Genomic DNA, 23513 nt, shown 5'->3' with positions numbered 1-23513 from the left:
ATTATTGGGGCGCTCAGCCTGCTAAAAGGCCGGGGCGCGCCGGATGCCTGTACCTAAAGAGGCGATTTTACCGCTTTGCTAATTCTGCGCTAATTTTTCGCTAATTAAGGGATAAATTTAACGCGCTACAGTGTGTTCCCTGCACATCTGCTTTAACCAGGAGAACACCATGAATCAGCGCGAGTTTATTCGTAGTTTGCTGGAATGGATAGAAAGCAATTTAGGACACGATCTGCATCTGGACGAAGTTGCTCGCCGCGCGGGCTATTCCCGTTGGCACCTGCAACGGTTATTTCGCCAGCATACCGGCTTCTCACTGGCCGAGTATATCCGTCAGCGCCGTCTGACCGAGTCGGCCCTGACGCTGCTTAACAGCAACGAAGCCATTTTACAGGTGGCGATGAGCTATGGGTTTGATACCCAACAGGCCTACACACGAACGTTTAAAAACTATTTTATGGTCACGCCGGGTCAACTTCGCCGTCAGCGCCGGGTAGAGCCAGATCGTTTATTATTCCCTTATGCCATGGCAAGTTAGTCTCTGTATGGACATTCCCATCCGCGAACTTGTGGGAATGTCCATGCATCGCCAGGGCTGCCTCGCGTCCTTTTTCCTGCTCCCACGCTGTCCGCTTTCCTTCCGTTGCTTTATTCTGACTGCCTGAGGCACGGCGTCGTGGCTGTGCAATAACCTTCAGCAGGCCGATTTGTCCCAGGAACCCGATGACTAACAGCGATAATCTGATCGCCATGATGTTGTTTGCGCGCGTGGTGGAACTCAAAAGCTTTACGGAAGCCGCACGCGTACTCGGCGTGTCAAAGTCCCACATCAGCCGGGAAATTGCCGGGCTGGAACAGCGGCTGGGCATTCGGCTGCTCCAGCGTACGACTCGCCGGATGACGCTGACGGAACTCGGCCAGGCTTACTATCCCTTTTGCGTGCGTATGCTGGACGAAATGCACCGGGCCGAAGATTTTGTGCAGCAGGCTCACCAAAATCCTGCCGGTAATGTCCGCTTACAGGCGCCCGTCACCTATGGCTGCCAGTGCATCGTGCCGCTGCTGAATCGGTTTCTGCGCGGTCATCTGCACATCAATGTCGATCTCAGCCTTACGGATAACAACGATGAGACCCTTGGCGACGGGGTAGACATCGCGATAGTTATCCGTGCTCATGCGCCCCGCCAGGGCAACTTTCGTGTTTTGAGCGACATCCACTGGGGCCTGTACGCCGCGCCTGACTACCTGGCGCAGCATCCTGCCATTTCGCATCCGCGCCTGTTACCCCGCCATGATCTCTTGATGTTTCACGGTCCGGCGCACACGGCGGCACTGCCTTTTCGTCGCGATAAGCTGCGTCTGGCGGTAGACGTGCGTAGCCGCTTTCGGGCCAATAACAGTATGGCGCTGCTGAACGCTGCACTGGCGGGCAACGGCATCGCCTATCTGCCTTCCTATATGGTGCAGGAGGCGCTGACGCAGGGGCAAATTGTCCAGGTGCTGCCGGAGTGGCAGATGGATCGCTCACAGAGTTACCTGCTGAGGCATCAGGACATCGCATCGGCCTCTCCCATCAACCTGCTGTGCGATACGCTGATCGACCAACTGGGCGCGCGCTGATTGTTGCAGTACAGCAACAAAACAGGCCAGTCAGCAAATATCGCGCGCCGACTGTTGTTGTCTCGTCACCATTGTTAGCCTGAGTCCCTAAACACGATGGGGATATCGCATGGAAATCACGTCTGAGGCACCTGTATTCCACCACTGGAAACGTAACTTATGGGTTTGCGTCTTTGGCTCGTTTACGACCCTGGTCGCCATGACCTTGCTGCTGCCTTTTTTACCCTTGTATGTTCAACAGCTGGGCGTACAGCACCCGGCGGCCATTGCGCGCTGGTCCGGCGTGGCCTATGGCGCAACCTTTCTCAGCGCCGCGTTAACCGCGCCGCTGTGGGGCAGGCTGGGCGATCGCTACGGCCGTAAGCTGATGCTGATCCGGGCGAGCCTGGGAATGGCCCTTGCCATGGCACTGATCGGCATGGCAACCGCTGTGTGGCAACTGGTGGCGCTGCGTTTACTGGCGGGATTACTCGGGGGCTATTCTTCCGGCTCCACCATTCTGATTGCTGCGCAAACCCCTAAAGCGCATACCGGATGGGCGTTAGGCGTGCTGGCATCCGGCATGATGGCCGGTAATGTTATAGGCCCCATACTGGGCGGTGTACTCCCGCCGCTGATCGGCATTCGGGCTACGTTCTGGCTGACGGGGGCGGTCATTTTTGTGGCATTCCTGGCGACCACCTTTTTGCTGAAGGAGCCAGCCGTGGCGCGTAAGAAGGTGCAGAGCGTTTGTCCTCAGCCGGGCGAGGCTGCTGCTCCCTTTGACCGGGCGATAGTCAGGCTGATGTGGTTAACGGCCATGCTGCTGGTGTTTGCCAATATGTCGATAGAGCCTGTCATCACGCTGTATATCGGCCAGTTTTTACATCAGGAGCATGCCATCACCCTGATGTCCGGCCTGGTGATGGCCGCAGCCGCGCTGGGCAGTATTCTTTCAGCACCCTTTGTCGGCAAGCTGGCCGACCGCGTGGGGCACTGGCGGGTCCTGAGCGCTGGCCTGTTTGGCTGCGCGCTGTTACTGATCCCTCAGGCTTTTATTACCGATGCCTGGCAGCTGCTGCCGTTACGTTTCCTGATGGGCATGTCGCTGGGCGGTCTGATGCCCTGCATTACCGCCATTATCCGTCACCACGTTCCCGCCGTGCAGGTGGGGCGCATGCTCGGCTATTCGACGTCGGCGCAGTATATCGGCCAGGTCAGTGGTCCCCTTTTTGGTGGGGTGATTGGTGGCGCGTGGGGAATGCGGCCAGTATTTCTGGCCACCTGCATGGTCATGGGGCTGTGCGCCTGGTTAAGCTGGCGCTCCCCACGCACAAAAGCGCAGGGCAGATAGCAGGCATAAAAAAAGGCGGACCGGAGTCCGCCTCTGTTCAGGTGTTAATTACTTCTGGTCGGGCAGCGCATAGGCAATCACGTAATCGCCCAGCTTGGTGCCGAATGAACCATGGCCACCGGCAGCAATCACAACGTATTGCTTGCCGTTAACTTCATAAGTCATTGGCGTTGCCTGACCACCGGCTGGCAGGCGCGCCTGCCACAAGAGTTCACCGGTGTCGGTGCTGTAAGCGCGCAGGTAGTTATCAGCCGTTGCGCCAATAAAGAACACTTTGCCTGCGGTGGCAACCGGTCCGCCCAGCATTGGCATACCCATTTTAAAGGGCAGCGGTACAGGTGAGCTGTCACGAACGGTACCAATACGTTGTTTCCACACCACTTCGTTGGTTTTCAGGTCAACAGCAGAAACATAACCCCATGCAGGTTGTTTACACGGCAGACCAAAAGGTGACAGGAACGGATTCAGTTCAACGCCATACGGCACGCCGTACTGCGGCTGAATACCGGTTTCAGTACCTGAACCGCCCGTTGCGCCTTTTGGTGGCTCTTCCGGATTACCCGGACCGCGTGGGATCAGCTTAGACACGAACGGCAGCGCCATTGGGTTAGCAATCGCAATCTGACGATGCGGATCAACGGAAATGCCGCCCCATTCAAACATGCCCAGGTTGCCCGGGAAGACCAGGGTGCCCTGCTCAGAAGGTGGCGTGAACGGACCTTCGTAGCGCAGACGTTTGAAAATCACGCGGCACACCAGTTGGTCATACATCGTCGCGCCCCACATGTCCTTATCCGTCAGGTTCTGTTTCGGACGGAAGGTCAGTTCAGAGTAAGGCTGTGTAGCTGAGACATGGTCGCCCTTAGCTGCGCCCTGCGGAACAGGGGTTTCCGGGGCCGGAACCACAGTTTTACCTGTGCGGCGATCCAGAACAAAGATGTTCCCGGTTTTGGCAGGGGCATAGATAACCGGCACGGTATTACCGTCTTTATCGGTAATATCCGCCAGCGTCGGCTGCGAAGGCAGGTCCATATCCCACAGATCGTGATGCACAGTCTGATATGACCACACCAGCTTACCGGTCGTCGCGTTCAGCGCCAGCACGCTGCTGGCATAACGTTCCTGCTCAGGTGTGCGGTTGCCGCCCCAGATATCCGGCGTGGTCACCCCCATTGGCAGGTAAACGATATCCAGCTTCGGATCGTAAACCGCAGGTGCCCACGAGTTAGGGGAGTTCATGGTGAACGTGTGTTCATCCGCCGGAATTGCGTTAGGATCTTTCGCGCCCGGATCGAACACCCACAACAGCTTACCGGTGTTCACATCAAAGCCACGGATGGCGCCTGAAGGTTCACGGGTTGAAAAGTTATCGGTTACCGCGCCAGCCATCACAATGGTGGTGTCAGTAATCACCGGTGGCGAGGTTGGCTCATACATGCCTGGCGTTGTGACCGGCTGCTTGTGCTGCAGATCCAGCTCACCGTTGTTACCAAAGGCCGGGCAGCGTTCACCGGTTTCCGCATCCAGCGCGAACAAACGCCCGTCATTGACTGGCAGGTAAATACGACGCGAGCACAGCGCAGGCTGGGTATTGGACGCATCCTTCGCTGCAGGGAATTCGTGGTATGACACACCACGACAGGTAACGTGCTGGAAGGTTGGGTTGGTTTTCAGGCCGGGATCAAACTTCCACTTTTGCTTGCCGGTGGCCGCATCCAGAGCAAATAAAATCTGATGTGGCGTGCAAAGATACAGCGTGTCGCGAATCTTGATTGGCGTCACTTCATCGGTAATTTCGCCCGGATCGCTTGGGCGTTTCATATCACCGGTCTGGAATTGCCAGGCAACCTGCAGTTCTTTCACATTGTCGTGGTTGATCTGCTTGAGCGGCGAGAAGCGCGTCCCTTGCTGATCGCGCGCATAGGCCGGCCAGTCACCATCAGCAATATTGCTCAACGGCTGTGCCTGAGGCGCATTATCCGCTGTTGCCGGTAATGCACCGTTAACCACTTGCGGATCATTAAAGACGGAATAGGTTAACACCGCTGCACTGGCAACCAGCGCTACGCCCATGGCACCCAGTGCGCCTTTACCCGGCTGGTATAAGCCGCGATAGACAAAGGGCAACACCAGCCAGACGCCAAAGATCACCAGTACGTCGGTACGCGGTGCCAGTGCCCAGAAGTCGGTGCCGACTTCCCAAACGCCCCAGGCCAGCGTAGCCAGCAGTAAGAGCGCATAGACAACCAGGGCAGCGCTGTTACGTCGCCACAGCAGGAAAGCGGTAAGCAGCATGGCTGCACCGCCGATGATGTAGTACCAGGAACCACCGATCGTGGCCAGCCAGATACCACCAATTAACATGAACGCACCCGTTAGCACGGCGAACAGCACCGTTAAAAAACGGACCACGCTAAAGGATGAGGAGTTTTTCCCCATAATGTTGACCTCATTTCGTTGCCAGAAAACTCAGGAAAACAATCAGATAGATTGTTGTCAGTCATAAAGTACAAAAGATGAAAGGCATTCTTATTTCGCTCTTCCCTGAAGCGTGATGATCCATATCTGTTAAATGTTATAGCAAAATTGGTATGAGTTTTGATTTTTTTGGCTTAAAGCTCTTAACAACGCATCTAAGGCAATACTTTAGACGGTGTTAATGGGGCTTGCCGATATGATTCAATAGTGCCAGGAGATAAGAAAGGTTAAAGCGTAAAGGGAATGAGATCGCCAGACGCGCGTTGTAATTGCCAGCCGCTAATGTTAAGTGCCGCGAGTTGTTCTACTGATAACGTCGGTTCGTAACCGCGCACGATAATCTCGGCGCCTTTCCCTTTTAATGACTCAAGAAAAAAAGGAAATGTAAATTTCCGATAGTTGTCATTAAAGAATGAATAACTTAAGACAATGGCGGAAAAAGGAAAGGATTCGACTAAATGCCAGTCTGCGCCAGGCGGTGCAAAATCAAAAAGCCAGAAACGATAAGCGTTAATTAATTCCAGTAATTTTTCCTGATGGGCCCTGAGGTTGCGATAATTAATACCAATACGCACCCGCGCATCCTGTAGGTGTAAATAACGTTCGGGATGCTGAATCCATTCTTTTAACTGTGCATCACACAGGGGGATAATGATTAATGCTTCTTCAGTTGCAAGATGGTTGTGCAATGAAATAATGTTGTCATCGTTAAGTATCCTTTTCGTCGGTTGTGTGCAGTCCGAATTCGGGAGGTGGTAACAAATACCGGCCACCTGACTCGTGACGTGATGAATAGGCTCAGTAATATAAGGGTTATATCCGCTATTTTTCATTATCTCATCGAAACTATTTAACGTTTGCTGTGAATTTTATTTTTTGCATAACGAGAGGGAAGTACGGCGATTAATATACGCGATTCTCCTGGCAACACACGTTTTTTATATATTAATCAGCACTTTTTTGTTATCCGTTATTTAAATTTATATGCACTCTAATGATAACGTTAAATGGTCTTTTCTGGCGTGACTACTCGTCGAAAGCGTTAATTCACCCTGCACGTTGTTTTGTAAAACGCGTAATAAACGTCATCTGATTATCAGCAGAAAGTGTCGTTCTGATGTCACAACGGCCGCTTCGTTTACTGCTTTATCTTATCCTGAGTTAAGTTATCAGCAGAGCAGGCGGTTTTTTTTAATAATCATCCGCACAGGTCAATCCTCATGGAAAACGCAGGCGGAAACGCCTGATGCCGCGCGACGCTTGCCCGCAGGGCAGGAGAAGTACAGGTGTGGAGGAATAAAAAAACCGGCCTGAGGCCGGTTTAAGTAGGGTACCAGTCGTCGAGCTATGTTTAACCTGATGGGCTCGGGGGAGTGAGCTATCAGGAGGGAACTAGTGCGTTCCCGTTTTTCCCAGGTTGGCGTCAAAACGTGTCCAGCTTTCGGTCAGATCGATGACGCTGCGGGTTTTGCGCGCTTCATCAATCTTAATGGCCGTCAGGCCGGCTTCCAGTGCGTCAACAACAGAAACTTTTAGCGGCGTTCCCTGCTTGACGTGCTTAACGATCTCTTCCGCCATTAAGGCATCGGCACCGTAATGACCGTCATAGGCGTTGCCGCTGTAGGCGGTTTCCACTTCTTTTTCGCCGGTGCGTGCGTTGTGCACGCGAAAATAGTTACGGACAAAATCGCCTTCAGCCATGCCGTCAGTGCCTATCACGCAGAACCGGCGGAATTCGTCCGGGACGTTGAGGTTAGCGTGAAAAGACAGCGTTGCGCCGCTGGCGTACTCAATCAGGGCGGTCTGGTAATCGACAATATCGGCATCGCTGCTAAACACCGCGTCGGTACTCGACCAGCCGCTGGGCTTAGTGTGATAAATCTCAGACTGCTCGGTGATCGCACCTTGTGGTGCATGCTGAGGCGTGAACGACTTGCGTCCGCCAAAGCTGGCTACCCGAAGGGGGCGCTCCTGCATTAATCCCTGGTAGAGATCGATGTCGTGACAGCATTTTTCCAGAATATAAGGACCGGCATACTTTTCGAGCCTGCGCCAGTCGCGCTGGAAGAACGCGCCATGATAAGGCTTGATATGTTCTGTCGCTTCAATAGAGGTGATTTCACCCAGGCGACGATCGTCACGTGCTGCCAGCAGATCGTGATAGAGCGGCGAGTAACGCAGCACCAGCCCTACCAGAATACGGTCTTCGCCATACTGCTGAACCAGTTTTGCCATCGCCATTGTTTGTTCTTCGTTAATCACGACAGGCTTTTCAGTAAACACAGTATAGCCTGCTGCCAGCGCCTGTGTGACATGCTCAAGATGCATAAAGTTAGGCGAGCCCACCAGCAACAAATCAAAACCACCCTGTTGCAGCAGCGCCTCAACGGAATCGAACGCCTTGCCGGGATCGATGCCGAAACTGTGCAGATTCGGCAAACCGGCCGGTGCTGGATCGTAATAACCTACCAGCGAAAATTCGGTATCAGCCTTGTGAAACTCTTTAACGACATGAGAAAGACGAAAGCCGAGACCAATAATGCCTACTTTCATGGTAAACCCCTGATCCTGAATTCTGACAACGGTGAGTACGCCGCTGACGGGACGCAATGATGGAAAGACTGGCTACCAACTTATTACGACAGAAAAACTAATGTCAATAACGCGTTGTGTGATTTGCATACGTATTTTTGGATATTTAATTGATTTTAAATAATAAATAGTTATTGTTTTTTGCCTATATTTATTTGTTATTGCGATTTAAGTTTTTTTCACCTATCGTTCGCAGATTACAGAATCGAGATGCGTTTACGGCGGGAGGAAGCGCGTGCAATCACACTATCTCCTTGGTATTGATGGCGGCGGTACGCAGTGTCGCGCGCGGTTGACCGACGCGAATGGCAACGTGCTGGCTCAGGCGGTGGGCGGCCCTGCCAACGTCTGGTCACAGTTTGATGCGGCTCTGAACTGCGTTGAGCAGCTCATGGCAGCCGTGCTGTCTCAGGCAGGGCTGACGCCACAGGCGCTGGCGCAGACCTCGCTGGTGGCAGGATTAGCCGGTGCGAATGTGGCCTCGGTTAAGGCGCGCCTGACGCAATGGCAGCCTGCCTGCGCGAGCGTGCAGGTGGTCAGCGATGTTGAGATCGCCTGCGCCGGCGCCCATGCGGCGGCACCCGGTGCGGTTTTTATTATTGGCACCGGTAGCCAGGGCGCAGCCTGGGATGGCGAGCGGTTTACGCTGCTGGGCGGCTGGGGATTCGCGCTGTCCGATCACGGCTCCGGCGCTGAGCTGGGGCGACGCGCGCTGCGGCTGGCATTACTGGCCCATGAAGCCATCGTTGACAGCACAGACTTTACCCACGGCCTGATGGCACAGTTTAACCACAGCCCGGAAACCATGTTGATGTGGACGCGAGAAGCGATGCCCGCCGACTGGGCGCGCGTGGTGCCTGATGTATTCGCCGCCGCGCACGCGGACGATCGTCATGCCGTGGATCTCCTGCAGCAGACTGCAAGCGATATTGGCTTAATGGTCAGCCGTCTCTCTACCATCAGTCAGGGATGCGTCGCCCTCATGGGCGGGCTGGCCACACCGATTCAGCCCTGGCTGAGCGCGGAGAGTCAGGCCCGGCTGGTCGCTGCGCAACACGATGCTCTGGACGGGGCATTAATGATGGCCCGGGCAAATCTGAGGACGCTATGATTGCTCCAAACGTTACCGCGCGCATTCTGAGACTGATCGTGGAACATGCGCCTGTCAGCCAGTCTGACCTCAAGGTCCGAAGCGGACTCAGCATGTCTACCGTCTCCCAGGCGACCAACCGACTGCTGGCGCAGGGCATCGTGCAGGAACTGGGGCTGCGCCGCGTATCAATGGGGCGGCCTAAAACCTTGCTGGGGCTGAATCCCGATCGCGCCAGCGTCATTGGCATTCAGCTTAACGCCGAACGTAACCTGATCGTAATGACCGACCTCAGCGGCAATCTGCTGGGGGAACAGCAGATGCCTTCCGGCGCCATCACGCCACGACAGCTAGGCGATGCGCTGGCTAAATTTCTACGCGGCGTGGAAGAAAAACAGGTTGGCGCGATTGGCCTGGCCTTATCCGGTTTAGTCGATGCCGAAAACGGCTACTGTATTCGTTCGAAAGTGCTCGACTGGGAGAATGTCCCTATCGCGCAGATGCTGGAAACACGCTTTTCCCTGCCGGTATTTATCGAAAACGATGCCAATGCGATGGCGATGGCCACCCTGGTGTTTGGCCAACTGGGCAACGCGCAGTCAGCGGTTATTGCGACTTACGGTAAAGGCATTGGCGCAGGCATTATTCTTAACCGCCGGCTGTATCGCGGGCAACATGGCAAAGCGGGCGAGATCGGTAACGGCCTGGTCGGCGATGGCTCGCTGCGTCTGCTTGAGGATGTGGCCTCGTCCCGGGCAATCCTGCAACGTGTCCAGCAGGATGAAGCGGGCGGTCCGCTAACGTTGCAGGCGCTCGATCAGCGGCCCACGGCCGAGGTGCTGAGCGCACTGGAAGAGGCGGGACGTGAACTGGGGATTTCCCTGGCCAATCTGTCGGTGGCGTACGATCCTGACGTCGTGTTCCTGGCGATGGAACCGCACATGGCTTCACGTATTCTGCTGGACCACATTACCCAGAGTTTTCAGGCCTATCGTCTGAAGCTGACGCCACAGATGACACCGCTGCAGTTTCTGACAGAATCAAACCGCATGTGGGCGCTGGGCGCGGCAGGCTTTGCCGTGAATATGCTGCTCGATCTGCTGGCTGCCCAGGCGGATGAAGAACCCGTGACCTGACGGCGCCGCAGCGCCATCCTGTTTAACGCAGACGCTGCCCCTGCTCATCAAACAGCAGGCAGTGGTCTGCCGATAAACCCAGCCTGACCTCCACGCCTAAATCACGCCGTTGCGCCTCGCGCGCCTCAACAACCAGCATCTGTTCAATGCCTAAATCAAGGTAAAGATAATTGGTGTGGCCGAGCATTTCGGCAAAGGAGAGCGTGCCGCTGAACTGACGTTCGGCTGGCGTTTCCGCGGCGGGCTGCATGTGCTCGGGACGAATGCCCAGGGTGACGCGCTGGCCCTCGCGGCAGGGCGCCGCAATCTTTAGCACCAGCTGCGTTATCTTCAAATCCGGCACGCGTAACTGCACTTCACCCTGACCCGTGGCGGTGACTTCGGCTTGGAGGAAATTCATCTTCGGCGAGCCGATAAAACCGGCCACAAACAGGTTGTCTGGGTCGCTGTATAACGCTAACGGCGCGCCAACCTGTTCAATCCGTCCTTTGCGCAGCACCACGATACGATCGGCAAGCGTCATCGCCTCCGACTGATCGTGGGTCACATAAATCATGGTGTTGCCCAGCGAGGCGTGCAGGCGGGCAATCTCGATGCGCATTTGCAGACGCAGCTCGGCATCCAGGTTGGAGAGCGGCTCATCAAACAGGAAGATGCGCGGATGGCGAATAATGGCGCGGCCAATGGCCACGCGCTGACGCTGGCCCCCGGAAAGCGCCCGTGGCAGGCGATCCAGCAGTTCGGTCAGGTGCAAGCGCGCGGCGGTTTGTTCAATTGCCTGGGCTATCTCGGCTTTCGGCTTTTTCATCACCTCAAGCGGATAGGCCAGATTACCGCGCACCGTCATGTTGGGATAAAGCGCATAAGACTGAAACACCATGGCGATGCCGCGTTCGGTTGCGGGCTGACGGGTCATGTCTTTATCGTCAATCAGCAATGTGCCGTCAGTAATTTCTTCCAGCCCGGCGATCATCCGTAGCAGGGTAGATTTACCGCAGCCGGATGGCCCAACGAACACCACAAATTCGCCGCTGTTTACCCTGAGATCGACGCCGTGAATCACATCGATATGGTCATAGGACTTCTTAACGTTCTGTAAGCGCAGGCTGGTCATAAACTCTCTCACTTAAAGTAACTGGCCCATATATATGGCGTTGCTGCGCAGGATGTGGCTGAATCCCATGCGTTGATAGAACGCGCACACCTGTTCATTTTGCAGGCTGACGCCAAGGTGAACGCCTTTCACGCCGGCCTGGCGTAGCGCAGCCAGTTCCTGTGCAATCATCCTGCGGCCCCAGCCGCCTTGCTGCACCGGCGGCAGCAGATTGATATGTAAATGCGCGGGCCACTGTGTCACCAGCTGCGCATCGGCACGTTCAGGCTGACGGATGCTGTCGAGAATTTTGCTGTCATAGGGGGCGCTGGGCGTGCGGTCACGGTATTTTTCCTGAAGCTGAGGCCACCAGTGCTGCTCAAGCTGCGCTTCAAAGGCGCGGGTATCGGGCGTAGCGACAACATAGCCCATCACTTCGCCTTCCACGTCCAGCACAAAGGCAAAATCCGGTGCAAAGCGGGCGTAGGGCACCGCAAAGCGCTGTCCAGGATACTCGGGATCGGAATAGTGGTTACGGGCATCCTTACCGGCATTGGCGGTTTCCAGACAGATGCGGTAAAGCGCTGAATAGTCCGACTCGATGGCCGGACGAATGACACCTTGATTCGCCATCGTCATCTCTCACAGGTCAGTAGTTGAACAACCTCACGGTAATGAAAGCTGACTTAGTTTTCAAGATGGAATAATTGCCCCGCTATCCTGAAGTCGCCTCCGCTCGGATCTTATTAGCTGACCAGGCCAGTCCCTGTGGGCTTCTGTCGCAGGCGGTGAACCGGCTGGCGGCAATCGTCAGAGGAAATAAAAAGTTAAAAATGTGAGCGTCATATGATTTTCATATTTTTTATCAGCAAGTTATTACGCCATTTTGAGGCTGGTTTATCGTGCTGGCCCGCGGCGAACGGACACCGATAACGCGCCAGATTTGTGCGGATTTCTCTCCGCTTATGCTGAGCGTTGCCCTGTCAGCGTGTTTTTTTGCGCAGGCTCACAACCTGGCAATTCCCAAGGTGGGATGTTTGACTTTATTTTTTTATTAAAGTAACTATGAGTGAGAAGGTGATTTATGCGGCGACAGTCTGCGGGATTGCAGACCCTGTGAAGAAAGGATGCCCATCCTGTATTGGAGAAAGTGAGCATGATGTCTGATTCCTCAGTTCGTTCGTTCCGTTTTCGCACTTCGGTTCGTAGCCTGTTGGCGGCGGGCTTGCTGATGGGCAGCGTTGCGCATGCCGACAGCACCGTTACCCTGAATGAATGGGATATCTACAGTTATCCTCAGCAAACGGCGGCCGTCGATGAAGGTATTAAAGACTTTTCCCAGCAAAACCCCGGTATCGTTATCAACCGGTCCGTGCACTCCTTTGAAGACACGCGCATTCCTCTTAAGTTGGCCCTGACCGCAGGTGAAGGTCCGCAGATTGCCCAGGTGAATCAGGGCGGCGGCGATATGGGATCGCTGGTCAAAGACAAACTGCTGCTGCCGCTGGATAGCTATGCGGCCGAATACGGCTGGACCCAAAAATTCCCGGACTCCATTCTCAAGCGTAACCGCTGGTCTGACAGCGGCCAGTTTGGCAGCGGCAAGCTGTACGGCGTGGCCAGCCTCGGTGAAATGGTTGGCCTCTATTACAACAAGGCGCTGCTGGATAAGGCCGGTATTGCGGTACCGAAAACCCTGAGCGAGCTTGACGCCGCAATGGCAAAACTCAAGCAGCAGGGCACGCCGCCAATGATGCTGGGTTTATTAGACGGCAACATGGGGCAGCAGTTACTCAGTACGCTGTGGGAAGCGCAAATTGAAAGCAGCGACCGCAAAAAACTGGATGATTTGATTTACGACGTGGGCGGCACGTTCAAAGATGACAAGCTGAAAAAAGCGGCCACCATGATGAAAGGCTGGGCGGACAAAGGTTATCTGTTCCCGGGCTATCAGGGCATTGGTCATGATGATGCCGCCACGTTATTCCAGAACGGTCAGTCTGCGTTCCTGGTGAGCGGAACCTGGTATCTGGGCCAGTTTAAAGACAACAAAGATATTCACTTCACCGGGATGCCAGCCGGTGACGGCGTTAAGCAGCCGTTGATGGTCGGCGGAACCGATCTGGCCTTCTCGATGACCAGCATGGCGAAAACCAAAGCCCAGCAGGATGCCGCCGCCAAATTTATTAACTATATGGTGTCGGACAGCATGGCAAACCGCTGGCTGAACGTTGGCTTCCTGCCGGCCAGTACCAATAAAGACGCAAAAATCCCGGCGGATAATCCGCTGTTAGGCGAAGCCTGGCAGGTGTGGCTGAACCTGAATGCCTACGACGGTCTGGGCCATTATGTCGACTGGGCAACCCCGACCATGAACGCCGAACTGAATCAAAACGTTCAGCTGCTGCTGGCGGGCCGACAGACGGCTGAGCAGATGGTGATTAACTTCGATAACAACTATCAGCGTTACATGAAAACCCTGAAACACTAAGCCGGTTGCCCGGCAGCGAACCTGCCGGGCCTGAATGTCGCTCTGACTACGACGAGTACGGTTATGTTGAATCAAAGCAGTTGGCGTAATTTTCTCTATCTTCTTCCCGCAGTCCTGGTTTATGGCCTGTTTCTGATGTTACCGCTGCTCGCGTCGTTGGGAATCAGCTTTACCGAGTGGGATGGCACCTCGCGGCCAGTTTTCGCGGGCATCAGTAACTACCTGCGTATGTTCAGCGATCCGGTCTTCTGGATTGCCCTTGGCAATAACGCCATTCTGATGCTGTTTTATACTCTCCTGCCGATTGGCGTGGGGCTGCTGCTGTGCAGCTTTCTGTATGAAACCCGAAACAATACCGAGCGCAGTGTACTGCGCATCCTGTTCTTTCTGCCTTATATCATGCCGATGGCGGTTCTTGGCGTAGTCTGGCGCTGGCTGTACAACCCGGCCTTTGGCCCCATCGATCAGGTCCTGCGCGCCATCGGATTGCCGCAGTTGGCGATGTCCTGGCTCGGGGATTTTACCTGGGCACTGCCGGCCGTCGGCATGGTCGCCACCTGGTACTTTTTTGGTTTCTGTCTGGTGCTGTTTATGGCGGGACTGCAGAGAATGGATCCGTCCCTGCTTGAAGCGGCGGACCTGGATGGCTCCTCGCGCCGCCAGAAGTTTATGCGCATTACGCTGCCGGGACTGCGTCCGGAGCTGCGCATCGCGCTGTTGCTGACGGTCATCGCCAGTCTGAAGGCGTTCGATCTGGTGTACGTAATGACGCAGGGCGGCCCTGGCACCTCCACCATGGTGACCAATATCTTTATGTACAAGCAGGGCTTTGATCTGCATTACTTCGGCTATGCCTCATCGGTTGCCGTATTCAGTATGGTCATTGTGTTAGGACTTAACTATCTGATCCATCTGGCATTGAAGGAACGTTACTGATGAAAAGCACACCGATCATTTCTCGTGCGCTGATCTGGATTGTGGCGCTGATGACCATCATGCCGTTTTTAATGGCGTTGATGACCTCGTTTAAAACGCAGATGGAGCTGTTTCAGGGCGTGTTTCATTTACCCGCCTCACTGAATGTCAAAAACTACATCACCGCCTGGCAGCAGGGACACTTTAACGTTTACTTTATGAACTCGGTGCTGGTGGTGTTTCCGGTGGTGCTGAGCAGTATTTTACTGGGTATTCTGGCCGGATTTGGCTTTGCCTTACTGAAAATTCCGGGCAAGAAAGTGGTGGCGGCCATGCTGGCGCTGGGCATGGTGCTGCCGAGTGAAGCCTTTATTATTCCGCTCTATCATGAACTGCACTGGATGGGGCTGACCAACACCTATCTGGCCCTGATTCTGCCGCAGGTTGCGCTGTCGCTGCCGTTTACTACCCTGATGATTGCCAGCGCTTTCCAGCAGGTGCCTAAAGAGTTAGTCGAGGCGGCGGTGATGGATGGCGCGCCTCGCATTAAAATCCTGTGGGGGATTTTAGTTCCGGCCATCTGGCCCACGATCTCCACGCTGGCCCTGCTGTTGTTTATCTGGACGTGGAACGAATTCCTTATTCCGTTGATTTTGGTTAACAAAGATGAGCTGCGAACCTTGCCCATTGGCATGATGTTTTTCCAGAATAAGAACACCATTGATATCCCGGTGCTGATGGCTGGCGCGATGATCGTTATCATGCCGCTTATCGTGGTTTTCCTGTTTTTCCAGCGCAAGTTTATCAGCGGCGTAACGGAAGGTGCGGTGAAGTAAGCGCACCGGTTCATCTCTCATTCACTAAGGCCGGACGATGCATCTTTCCCTTGGCGATTTTCATCCCGTCGCAGACGGCGAAACCCCTGATACACGCATCCTGCAACAGGCGATTGACCAGATTGCGGCGGCGGGCGGTGGGCGACTTACGCTGCCGCCGGGGCGTTATCGCAGCGGCTGCCTGAACCTTCCTTCCGATTTTGAGCTGCACCTTGAAGCCGGCGCAGTGCTGGTTGCCAGCCGACATCTGGCGGACTACCAACAGTGGAAAGCCCTGAGCTGTGCCGAGAAATCGCATAACGTCCTGCTGTATGCGCTGGGGCAGCGTAACCTGACAATTACTGGTCAGGGCCATATTGAGGGAGACGCCGAAGCGTGGTTTGCGGCGGAGCCTGACGAACAGGGCTACCGGGTCCCAAAAGCAGACAGGCCACGCATGATCGTGTTTGAGGATTGCGAGCAGGTCAGGTTGCAGGACATCAGCCTGATCCGCGCACCGATGTGGACGGTGCACCTTGTCAGCTGCCGCCATGTGCATATCGAACGTCTGACCATTGATAACGCCATGACGCTGCCCAACACCGACGCACTGGACATTGACAGCTGCGAGGCGGTTTTTATCAGCAACAGCTATTTCAGCGCGGCAGATGATGCGATTTGCATCAAAACCACCTTCAAGCCCGCTGGCCTGCGTCGTCCGGCGCGACGAATCGCGGTGAGCAACTGCCTGCTGCGCAGCGACAGCTGCGCCTTGAAGATCGGCACTGAAACCTGGGACGATATTGAAGACATTACCGTTTCAGGCTGCACCCTGTTTGATTCCAACCGCGGCATCGGCATTGTGTCACGGGATGGTGGGGCGATACGGCGCGTCCTCTTCAGCACGATCGCCTTTAGCTGCCATCATGTTGCCGCCTGCCACTGGGGCAAAGCCGATCCCATTTTTATCTCCGTACGGACCCGTGATCCGGCGGTGCTGCCGGGGATCGTTGAGCAAGTCCAGTTCAGTCAGCTCAGCGGTGTGGCAGAGGGCGCGATCAACCTGCATGCTGCCCAGCCAGGCTGGATCCGTGATATTTCACTCAATCAACTCCATTTGCGGCAAACTGTCGCGCAGGGCGTGCAGGGACAGTACGATGTGCGGCCGCCCTGTAATCCCGATTCCCCCACCGGGATGGGGCTGGATAATGCTTACCGGCTGGATAAAACCACTGGCGAGGCTTACGGCGTTGAGCGCTATCCCGGTGGGCTGCCGGGACTGTTTGCGCGCGGCGTTGAGAACCTGCAATTGAACAACCTGACGATTCAGCGGCCTGAGCCGCTGCCGTCAGGCTGGCATCCGGACAGCGTTGTACTGCTGGCAGACTAAGTTACAGCGCCGCCGCGATAGCGGCACCCAACTGCTGCGTATCCGCGCTGCCGCCCAGGTCGCGGGTTAAATGTTCACCGGCGGCCAGGGTACGCTCAATGGCGTTCAGCACGGCATCACCGGCTTCCTTGTAGCCGAGATGCTCCAGCATCATGGCACCACACCAAATCTGGCCGATCGGGTTGGCGATATTTTTACCGGCGATATCGGGCGCCGAGCCGTGCACCGGTTCAAACAAGCTGGGGAATTTGCCTTCCGGATTGATATTGGCAGACGGCGCGATGCCAATGGTGCCGGTGCAGGCAGGGCCGAGATCCGACAGGATATCGCCAAACAAATTGCTGGCAACCACCACATCAAACCAGTCGGGATGCAACACAAAATTGGCGGTAAGAATATCAATATGATATTTATCCACCTTGATCTCGGGATAGTGCTCACCCATCGCCTGAACGCGGTTATCCCAGTAGGGCATGGTAATCGCGATACCGTTCGATTTAGTGGCAGAGGTCAGGTGTTTTTTGGGCCGACGCTGGGCCAGTTCGAAGGCAAACTTCAGAATGCGATCGACGCCCACGCGGGTCATGACCGTTTCCTGAATGACCACTTCCCGCTCGGTGCCGGGGAACATGGTGCCGCCCACGCTGGAATACTCGCCTTCGGTGTTTTCCCGCACCACGTAGAAATCGATATCGCCCGGCTTACGGTTGGCTAACGGTGCTTTCACGCCGGGCATCAGGCGTACCGGACGCAGGTTCACGTACTGATCAAACTCACGGCGAAACTGCAACAGCGATCCCCAAAGCGAAACATGATCCGGCACCACATCAGGCCAGCCAACCGCGCCAAAATAAATCGCATCGAACGTTTTCAGCTCAGCAAACCAGTCGTCCGGCAGCATTTTGCCATGCTGTTGCCAGTATTCTGCGCTGGCATAATCGAACCACTCCCAGCGCAGTGGAATGTTGAACTTCTCTGCCGCCACGTTCATCACGCGCACGCCTTCTGGCATCACTTCTTTGCCAATGCCGTCGCCGGGAATCACGGCAATACGATGGATCTTCTCTGTCACTGGGCACCTCTGAGGTTGGTAGGGTGAGTCGGTCAGGTTTCCGTATGCTGTCTTGATGCAGCTTGATTTATCACCGGGCGTTAGCGCAGTATAACTCTCCACCTGAGGTAAACAATTGGCCTTAAAGTTAATCCCATGTTAAATCAAAGTAGAGAATCTCGGACGTCAAGTGACGATCTGGCGTTTTTCCTGCGCGTGGCGTCATTGGGCAGCCTGACGGCGGCCGCGCGGGCGCTGGGGCTTTCTCTGGCGGCCGTCAGTAAACGCCTGAGCCTGCTGGAGCAGCGGCTGGGGGTTCAGTTACTGCGCCGCACCACGCGCAAGCTGGAACTGACGCCCGAAGGCCGTCGATATCTGGAAGGGGCTCGTCCGTTGCTGGAGCAGTTGGTGGCGCTGGAAGACGCGGTGAGCGGGGAAACGGCCGAGCTGCGCGGCACGCTGAATATTAATGCCTCGTTTGGTTTTGGCCGCCGCCATATCGCGCCCTGCGTGTCTGCCTTTGCTGCCCTGCATCCTCATCTGGCGCTTTCCCTGCAGCTCAGCAGTCAGCCGCTGAATTTTCTTGATGCCCATGTGGACATCGACATTCGCGTCGGCGAACCGCCAGACTCACGGCTGGTCGCCCGGAAACTGGTGCACAACCCGCGTGTACTTTGCTGCTCGCCTGCCTACGCCGCCAAACACGGGTTGCCGGACAGCATCCGGGCGCTGGCGCAGCATAACTGCATTTTACTGAGGCAGCATGACAGCGATTTCGCCCTGTGGCGTTTTGTCGGCGATGCGGAGAGCCTGAGTCAGAAAGTCCGCGGGAACCTGGTCACGAACGATGGCGAGGTGGCGATGCGCATGGCGCTGGATGGTCATGGCATCCTGCTGCGCTCCTGGTGGGATGCAAAACACAGCATTGCAGCCGGGGAGCTGCGGCATGTGTTGCCCGAATGGCGGTCACCGGACGGCGATATCTTCGCAGTCTGGCAGGCGCAGCGACAGCAGCCCTCGCGCCTCATGGCGTTTGTGACCTTTCTACAGGAAAGGCTTCAAAGCGATAGCGCGCTAACTCATCTGTGATGTCCCACGCAACTTTTCTGTAAATCATTATCACTATTAAAGTATTTTCCGGCAGCGTCGATACCGATCTCATGTGTCTGCGCCCGTTGCGTAGATCGACTGTGAGCACGCCTCTGGTCTGAGGCGCGGTTTAACCTCTGGTGGATGCCTGGCGATGAATACAGATTTAACCCGCTCCGGGGATGGCGTTTCCCCTCAACGTATTGCAAAACAGGCAGACAGGCTGATTGTCATGCTGTGTTGGATCATGGTGGTGATTTCAGCCATCGTCGGAAGCCTGTACCAGTCAACCTGGCTAGCGATAACGGTCGGCACCGGGCTGGCACTGGTCGCCACGCTGGTGGGATGGCTGGCAAACGGCACGCTATTTTCGCGCTTATGGCTGGCCTTCACGCTCATCGGCTTTGCGGGTTTGCTGATTCAACTGGGCCAGGGCGAGACCGAGTTCCACTTTTCGGTGTTTGTCTTGCTGTCGGTATTGCTGGTCTACCGCGACAGCCGACCCTTGCTGGTGGCCGCCGCGACAGGCGCCGTTCATCATCTCCTGTTTAACTATCTGCAGGAACACGATCTGTTTGGCATCGTGGTCTTTCACCATCCCGGTCTGGATATGGTGCTTTTCCACGCGCTGTTTGTGGTGGTACAGACCGCGATGCTGGTGCTTATCGCCCGGCAGATGGCCGCCGATCTCCGCGCTTCAAGTGAGGTCGCGCAACTGGCTGCCCGCATCAACCGTGAACCAGGTTGCCTGACGCTGTCGGTGGAAAATCAACAGAGTGAAACGCCATTCGCCAAAACCTTTAGCCAGACGCTGAGCACGATGCGCGGTACGTTGAATCAGGTCAGCCACGGCGTCGCTGAACTGCTGCAGGAGGCCGACAGCATGCTGTCGCGTAACGCCGCCCTGTCGCAGCGCACCGATGAACAGGCTCAGGCGCTGGAGGTGGCGACCACCGCGATGTCACAAATCAGCGTTGCCGCCAGTCAGGCGAAGGATAAGGCGCAAACGGCCTGCGATCTGGCTCATGAAACCCGCCAGGTAGCGAATAAAGGTCAACAGAATATTCAGCGGGCGATGGCCTCCATGGCGCAGATTAACGTGGAGTCTGGCCGGGTTAAAACCATTCTTGAATTGATTGACGGCATTGCGTTCCAGACGACGATTTTGTCCCTGAATGCCTCAGTAGAAGCCGCCCGCGCGGGTCAGGAAGGCCGGGGTTTTGCCGTGGTGGCCAACGAAGTGCGCAGCCTGGCATTGCGGTGTGAAAATGCCGCCCGTGAGATTCGCCAGCTCATGGATGTGTCTAGTTCCAGCGCCGAGCAGGGCACCGCGCAGGTTGATCAGGCCGCCCAGACCATGCAGGCGATTCACGTCAGTATCGACAGCCTGTCACAGCTGGTGAACGAGCTGTCGGAGATGAGCGTGCAGCAAAATCAGAGCATCGAACAGATTCAGCACAGCATTAACAGTATTGATGACAGCGTGAATCATAACGTCAAACACGTGACCGAAACGCTACAGGTGGCGCAGCACCAGCGTCAGCAGGCCAGCACGTTACAACAGGCCATCTCACTGTTTCGTTTTAACTAGGCGAAGCAGGCAGAATCCGTTATGAGGCGGTTCTGGCGGAGAAAACACGGGCGTTATTGCCCGGGTCGCGAGCATGCCGTATCAGCCGCGTCGATGGGCGCGAGTGCCCCGCAGGCCAGATGGACTGCGGGGCAATGGCGGGAATGCCCGCAAAGCGATTAATCGACGCCTTTTACCAACAGTACGCGATAAGTCGCGCCCTTCAGGCGGTGCTGTTTCGCCTCCTGATATTCCGGGCTGTCATACCAGGCATGGGCGGCGTCGGTGCTCGGAAATTCAATAATCACCACACCTTCCGCCTCGGGGCCTTCCAGGGTTTCCAGATCGCCGTAAAAGGCTAAAGGCTTGATGGGATGGTTGCCATGGGCTTTGCCGGCTTTATCGGCGTAAGTCACCATTTCATCCTGATCCAGGGTGTTGTCACGAATAAATACGACGTAAGCGCTCAACGTTTTTCTCCTCAGGCTTGCTTGTCTTGGGTTTGCGTATCAAAGTCCGATGCGTCATGGCGCTCGCGCAGCTGATCGGCGGGTTCGCCCATCACACGGTTCACCTTGCGGCCGCGCATAACGGCCGGACGCAGGGCGATCTCTTCGGCCCAGCGCACCACATTTTTGTAGGACTGAAGATCGAGGAATTCTGCCGCATTGTACTGGTTATACAGCACCATGCTGCCGTACCACGGCCAGGTGGCGATATCGGCGATGGTGTAATCGTCACCCGCCAGATAACGGTTGTCGGCAAGCTGACGGTCCAGCACGTCAAACTGACGTTTGGCTTCCAGTGAGAAGCGGTTGATGGCGTATTCAATCTTTTCTGGCGCGTAATGATAGAAGTGACCAAAGCCGCCGCCAAGGTAAGGGGCAGAGCCTTGCAGCCAGAACAGCCAGTTCAGCGTTTCGGTGCGTTTGGCCGGATCTTTCGGCAGGAAATAACCGTATTTTTCCGCCAGATAGAGCAGGATGTTACCGGATTCAAATACGCGAATCGGTGGTGTGGCTGAATGATCGCACAGTGCCGGGATTTTGGAGTTGGGGTTGATCTCAACAAAACCGCTGCTGAACTGATCGCCTTCACCAATATTGATTAACCAGGCATCGTACTCTGCATCGTTCACGTTCAGCGCCAGCAACTCTTCCAGCAGAATAGTGACTTTCTGGCCGTTAGGCGTGCCCAGAGAGTAAAGCTGCAGCGGATGCTTACCAACCGGCAGGGCTTTTTCATGGGTTGGGCCAGCGGTAGGGCGGTTAGTTTTGGCACCATTACCTTTCGCTTCCGGGTCCCACTTCCAGACTTTAGCGGGCTGATAGTGTTGTTCAGACATGATGAGGTTCGCCTTTTTGTGTTTGGAGTTTTCACGAGTGTAGCAGTTGCCAGCGCGCTGGTTTAACCCTGGTGGCGGTGACTTTGTATCGCTTTACTACAGCGCTCAAGACAGCTTTACCGCCAGTGCGAAGAGATTTTCCCCACACAAATCACATTTATGACGCCTGAGCAATGCTAAGCTAAAACGGTTTAGTAAAATTTAGCTTTATCTGCGTAGGAGAGAGGTATGTCAGCACGAGTCTGGTGTCTGGGTGATGCCGTGGTGGACCTGCTTCCGGACGGGCCGGGGCATTTAATACAGTGTGCAGGCGGGGCGCCCGCCAATGTGGCGGTGGGCATTGCCCGCTTACAGGGCCGCAGCGGGTTTATTGGCCGGGTTGGGGACGATCCTTTTGGTCACTTTATGCAGCACACGCTGGCGACTGAACAGGTTGATACCCGCTATATGACGCTGGACAGCGCCCAGCGCACCTCAACGGTGGTGGTGGCGCTGGATCAGGAAGGTGAGCGGACTTTTACCTTTATGGTGCGCCCCAGTGCAGATCTGTTTCTGGAACAAGGCGATCTCCCCAGGTTTGAGCAAGGTGAATGGCTTCACTGCTGCTCAATTGCCCTGGCGGCAGAACCTTCGCGCTCCACCACCTTTTCTGCCATGCAGCAGATCAGCGATGCCGGTGGCTTTGTGAGCTTTGATCCCAATATTCGTCACGATCTGTGGCACGACGATGCCCAACTGCGGGACTGTGTGAACCGGGCGTTACAGCTGGCCGATGTGGTCAAGCTGTCTGAGGAAGAGCTGGCTTTTCTGACTCCGGGGGCGCAACACGCTGACAGCATGCAGGCGCTGGCGGAACGCTTTGCGATTAGCCTGCTGATGGTCACCCAGGGCAAGGCCGGAGTGAAAGTCTGGCATCAGGGTAAACATTATCACTATCCCACGCTGCCTGTGGTGAGCGTGGACACCACCGGCGCAGGGGATGCGTTTGTCGCCGGGCTGCTATGGGGGCTGGCGGAAAAGGGGATGCCCGCTAATGAGGCCGAGCTGGCGGCACGACTCAGCAGCGCACAGCAGTGTGGGGCGCTGGCGACGACGGCAAAAGGGGCGATGACCGCGTTGCCTTATCGTCACCAAATTGAAGGATAATATCCCGATAACGCCACGACGCACTGACCGGCAACCCTCGCCTGTGTCCGGTCAGTCAGCGGGTGCAGCGCCGAACGGGGTCGGCCGCTCATCCAGCGGGCCTGTCATCACTAAAGGGGACAGCGCCCGTTACCTCAGATCGGGCAGAGCGATCAGCCCCTGTCCACGCTGATGACCCGGCCGCTCAGGATGAACCGCCTGCCGGCATAAAGCGTGGTCGGGCTTTGTCTGTCACCGCAACGCAAGCTTTACTGTTGCCCCATCATGCCGAGCCTTTTCGCGCATTGATCTGTTCCCGCGGCCATCTGCCCGTTGTCAGCGCTCCCCGTTCGCGCATCCTGACCGGGGCCGGCAAGACA

General features: G+C 55.8%; 20 protein-coding genes. 12 read left to right on the top strand and 8 right to left on the bottom strand.

Going from position 1 to position 23513, the window contains the following annotated elements:
- Window positions 1–169 precede the first annotated feature (169 nt).
- From PAGR_RS20350 to PAGR_RS20340, 3 genes are all read left to right on the top strand, one after another.
- A complete protein-coding gene (locus tag PAGR_RS20350; protein WP_014606915.1) occupies window positions 170–538 on the top strand; it encodes a helix-turn-helix domain-containing protein in 369 nt (122 codons plus the stop codon).
- A 185-nt stretch (window positions 539–723) separates the two neighbouring features.
- Entirely contained in the window at window positions 724–1620 is an 897-nt protein-coding gene (locus PAGR_RS20345) for a LysR family transcriptional regulator (protein ID WP_014606914.1), read from the top strand.
- A 109-nt stretch (window positions 1621–1729) separates the two neighbouring features.
- On the top strand, window positions 1730–2953 hold the full coding sequence (locus tag PAGR_RS20340; RefSeq protein WP_014606913.1) for an MFS transporter: 1224 nt from the start codon (window positions 1730–1732) through the stop codon (window positions 2951–2953).
- Between the two features lie 48 nt (window positions 2954–3001).
- Here PAGR_RS20340 and PAGR_RS20335 read toward each other — a convergent pair whose 3' ends face one another.
- From PAGR_RS20335 to PAGR_RS20325, 3 genes are all read right to left on the bottom strand, one after another.
- Entirely contained in the window at window positions 3002–5392 is a 2391-nt protein-coding gene (locus PAGR_RS20335) for a glucose/quinate/shikimate family membrane-bound PQQ-dependent dehydrogenase (RefSeq protein WP_014606912.1), read from the bottom strand.
- A gap of 266 nt (window positions 5393–5658) precedes the next feature.
- The gene (locus tag PAGR_RS20330; RefSeq protein WP_014606911.1) at window positions 5659–6264 is read right to left on the bottom strand and encodes a hypothetical protein; all 606 of its coding nucleotides are present in this window, start codon (window positions 6262–6264) and stop codon (window positions 5659–5661) included.
- A gap of 559 nt (window positions 6265–6823) precedes the next feature.
- Complete coding sequence (locus PAGR_RS20325) at window positions 6824–7984, bottom strand: Gfo/Idh/MocA family protein (protein ID WP_014595093.1); 1161 nt, start codon at window positions 7982–7984, stop codon at window positions 6824–6826.
- Between the two features lie 274 nt (window positions 7985–8258).
- Here PAGR_RS20325 and PAGR_RS20320 point away from each other — a divergent pair, with 274 nt between their 5' ends.
- Window positions 8259–9134, top strand: a complete 876-nt coding sequence (locus PAGR_RS20320; RefSeq protein WP_014606910.1) for a glucosamine kinase nucleotide-binding domain-containing protein — start codon at window positions 8259–8261, stop codon at window positions 9132–9134.
- Window positions 9131–10249, top strand: a complete 1119-nt coding sequence (locus PAGR_RS20315; protein WP_014606909.1) for an ROK family transcriptional regulator — start codon at window positions 9131–9133, stop codon at window positions 10247–10249. Before PAGR_RS20320 ends, PAGR_RS20315 begins: the two co-directional genes overlap by 4 nt.
- Window positions 10250–10271: 22 nt before the next feature.
- Here the strand turns inward: PAGR_RS20315 and PAGR_RS20310 are convergent, their stop codons facing one another.
- Both PAGR_RS20310 and PAGR_RS20305 read right to left on the bottom strand, forming a co-directional pair.
- Window positions 10272–11363: an ABC transporter ATP-binding protein gene (locus PAGR_RS20310; RefSeq protein ID WP_014606908.1), complete on the bottom strand. Its 1092-nt coding sequence runs from the start codon at window positions 11361–11363 to the stop codon at window positions 10272–10274.
- A 12-nt stretch (window positions 11364–11375) separates the two neighbouring features.
- A complete protein-coding gene (locus tag PAGR_RS20305; RefSeq protein WP_014606907.1) occupies window positions 11376–11975 on the bottom strand; it encodes a GNAT family N-acetyltransferase in 600 nt (199 codons plus the stop codon).
- A 526-nt stretch (window positions 11976–12501) separates the two neighbouring features.
- On the opposite strand from PAGR_RS20305, the gene PAGR_RS20300 reads away from it, so the two are divergent.
- From PAGR_RS20300 to PAGR_RS20285, 4 genes are all read left to right on the top strand, one after another.
- Window positions 12502–13833: an extracellular solute-binding protein gene (locus PAGR_RS20300; RefSeq protein ID WP_033770543.1), complete on the top strand. Its 1332-nt coding sequence runs from the start codon at window positions 12502–12504 to the stop codon at window positions 13831–13833.
- A gap of 63 nt (window positions 13834–13896) precedes the next feature.
- Window positions 13897–14769 (top strand): carbohydrate ABC transporter permease, encoded by an 873-nt coding sequence (locus PAGR_RS20295; RefSeq protein WP_014606906.1) that lies wholly within the window; start codon window positions 13897–13899, stop codon window positions 14767–14769.
- Entirely contained in the window at window positions 14769–15584 is an 816-nt protein-coding gene (locus tag PAGR_RS20290) for a carbohydrate ABC transporter permease (protein WP_014595099.1), read from the top strand. Before PAGR_RS20295 ends, PAGR_RS20290 begins: the two co-directional genes overlap by 1 nt.
- 37 nt (window positions 15585–15621) lie before the next feature.
- Window positions 15622–16953, top strand: coding sequence for a glycoside hydrolase family 28 protein (locus PAGR_RS20285; RefSeq protein ID WP_013024224.1), 1332 nt, complete (start codon window positions 15622–15624; stop codon window positions 16951–16953).
- Between the two features lies 1 nt (window position 16954).
- Here the strand turns inward: PAGR_RS20285 and PAGR_RS20280 are convergent, their stop codons facing one another.
- The gene (locus PAGR_RS20280) at window positions 16955–18025 is read right to left on the bottom strand and encodes a tartrate dehydrogenase (protein WP_014606905.1); all 1071 of its coding nucleotides are present in this window, start codon (window positions 18023–18025) and stop codon (window positions 16955–16957) included.
- Window positions 18026–18160: 135 nt separating this feature from the next.
- Here PAGR_RS20280 and PAGR_RS20275 point away from each other — a divergent pair, with 135 nt between their 5' ends.
- Both PAGR_RS20275 and PAGR_RS20270 read left to right on the top strand, forming a co-directional pair.
- On the top strand, window positions 18161–19093 hold the full coding sequence (locus PAGR_RS20275) for a LysR family transcriptional regulator (RefSeq protein ID WP_013024226.1): 933 nt from the start codon (window positions 18161–18163) through the stop codon (window positions 19091–19093).
- 154 nt (window positions 19094–19247) lie between these two features.
- A complete protein-coding gene (locus PAGR_RS20270; protein ID WP_014606904.1) occupies window positions 19248–20684 on the top strand; it encodes a methyl-accepting chemotaxis protein in 1437 nt (478 codons plus the stop codon).
- A gap of 158 nt (window positions 20685–20842) precedes the next feature.
- Here the strand turns inward: PAGR_RS20270 and PAGR_RS20265 are convergent, their stop codons facing one another.
- Both PAGR_RS20265 and yghU read right to left on the bottom strand, forming a co-directional pair.
- The gene (locus tag PAGR_RS20265; RefSeq protein ID WP_013024228.1) at window positions 20843–21133 is read right to left on the bottom strand and encodes a DUF1330 domain-containing protein; all 291 of its coding nucleotides are present in this window, start codon (window positions 21131–21133) and stop codon (window positions 20843–20845) included.
- Window positions 21134–21144: 11 nt separating this feature from the next.
- Entirely contained in the window at window positions 21145–22008 is an 864-nt protein-coding gene (gene yghU, locus PAGR_RS20260) for a glutathione-dependent disulfide-bond oxidoreductase (RefSeq protein ID WP_013024229.1), read from the bottom strand.
- Window positions 22009–22236: 228 nt separating this feature from the next.
- Here yghU and cscK point away from each other — a divergent pair, with 228 nt between their 5' ends.
- Window positions 22237–23154 carry a fructokinase gene (gene cscK, locus PAGR_RS20255; RefSeq protein WP_013024230.1) on the top strand — a complete coding sequence of 306 codons (918 nt, stop codon included), beginning with the start codon at window positions 22237–22239 and terminating at the stop codon, window positions 23152–23154.
- Window positions 23155–23513 lie beyond the last annotated feature (359 nt).

The organism is Pantoea ananatis PA13, assembly GCF_000233595.1.
GTDB lineage: Bacteria > Pseudomonadota > Gammaproteobacteria > Enterobacterales > Enterobacteriaceae > Pantoea > Pantoea ananatis.
This window is presented reverse-complemented; position numbering and strand designations above follow the sequence as displayed.

Excerpts from the sequence above, each read along its gene's own strand:
- yghU (WP_013024229.1), bottom strand. The coding sequence starts at position 22,008 with ATGTCTGAACAACACTATCAGCCCGCTAAAGTCTGGAAGTGGGACCCG.
- PAGR_RS20290 (WP_014595099.1), top strand. The coding sequence starts at position 14,769 with ATGAAAAGCACACCGATCATTTCTCGTGCGCTGATCTGGATTGTGGCG.
- PAGR_RS20305 (WP_014606907.1), bottom strand. The coding sequence starts at position 11,975 with ATGGCGAATCAAGGTGTCATTCGTCCGGCCATCGAGTCGGACTATTCA.
- PAGR_RS20330 (WP_014606911.1), bottom strand. The coding sequence starts at position 6,264 with ATGAAAAATAGCGGATATAACCCTTATATTACTGAGCCTATTCATCAC.
- PAGR_RS20295 (WP_014606906.1), top strand. The coding sequence starts at position 13,897 with ATGTTGAATCAAAGCAGTTGGCGTAATTTTCTCTATCTTCTTCCCGCA.
- cscK (WP_013024230.1), top strand. The coding sequence starts at position 22,237 with ATGTCAGCACGAGTCTGGTGTCTGGGTGATGCCGTGGTGGACCTGCTT.
- PAGR_RS20315 (WP_014606909.1), top strand. The coding sequence starts at position 9,131 with ATGATTGCTCCAAACGTTACCGCGCGCATTCTGAGACTGATCGTGGAA.
- PAGR_RS20350 (WP_014606915.1), top strand. The coding sequence starts at position 170 with ATGAATCAGCGCGAGTTTATTCGTAGTTTGCTGGAATGGATAGAAAGC.
- PAGR_RS20325 (WP_014595093.1), bottom strand. The coding sequence starts at position 7,984 with ATGAAAGTAGGCATTATTGGTCTCGGCTTTCGTCTTTCTCATGTCGTT.
- PAGR_RS20335 (WP_014606912.1), bottom strand. The coding sequence starts at position 5,392 with ATGGGGAAAAACTCCTCATCCTTTAGCGTGGTCCGTTTTTTAACGGTG.
- PAGR_RS20275 (WP_013024226.1), top strand. The coding sequence starts at position 18,161 with ATGTTAAATCAAAGTAGAGAATCTCGGACGTCAAGTGACGATCTGGCG.
- PAGR_RS20310 (WP_014606908.1), bottom strand. The coding sequence starts at position 11,363 with ATGACCAGCCTGCGCTTACAGAACGTTAAGAAGTCCTATGACCATATC.
- PAGR_RS20345 (WP_014606914.1), top strand. The coding sequence starts at position 724 with ATGACTAACAGCGATAATCTGATCGCCATGATGTTGTTTGCGCGCGTG.
- PAGR_RS20300 (WP_033770543.1), top strand. The coding sequence starts at position 12,502 with ATGTCTGATTCCTCAGTTCGTTCGTTCCGTTTTCGCACTTCGGTTCGT.
- PAGR_RS20285 (WP_013024224.1), top strand. The coding sequence starts at position 15,622 with ATGCATCTTTCCCTTGGCGATTTTCATCCCGTCGCAGACGGCGAAACC.
- PAGR_RS20340 (WP_014606913.1), top strand. The coding sequence starts at position 1,730 with ATGGAAATCACGTCTGAGGCACCTGTATTCCACCACTGGAAACGTAAC.
- PAGR_RS20270 (WP_014606904.1), top strand. The coding sequence starts at position 19,248 with ATGAATACAGATTTAACCCGCTCCGGGGATGGCGTTTCCCCTCAACGT.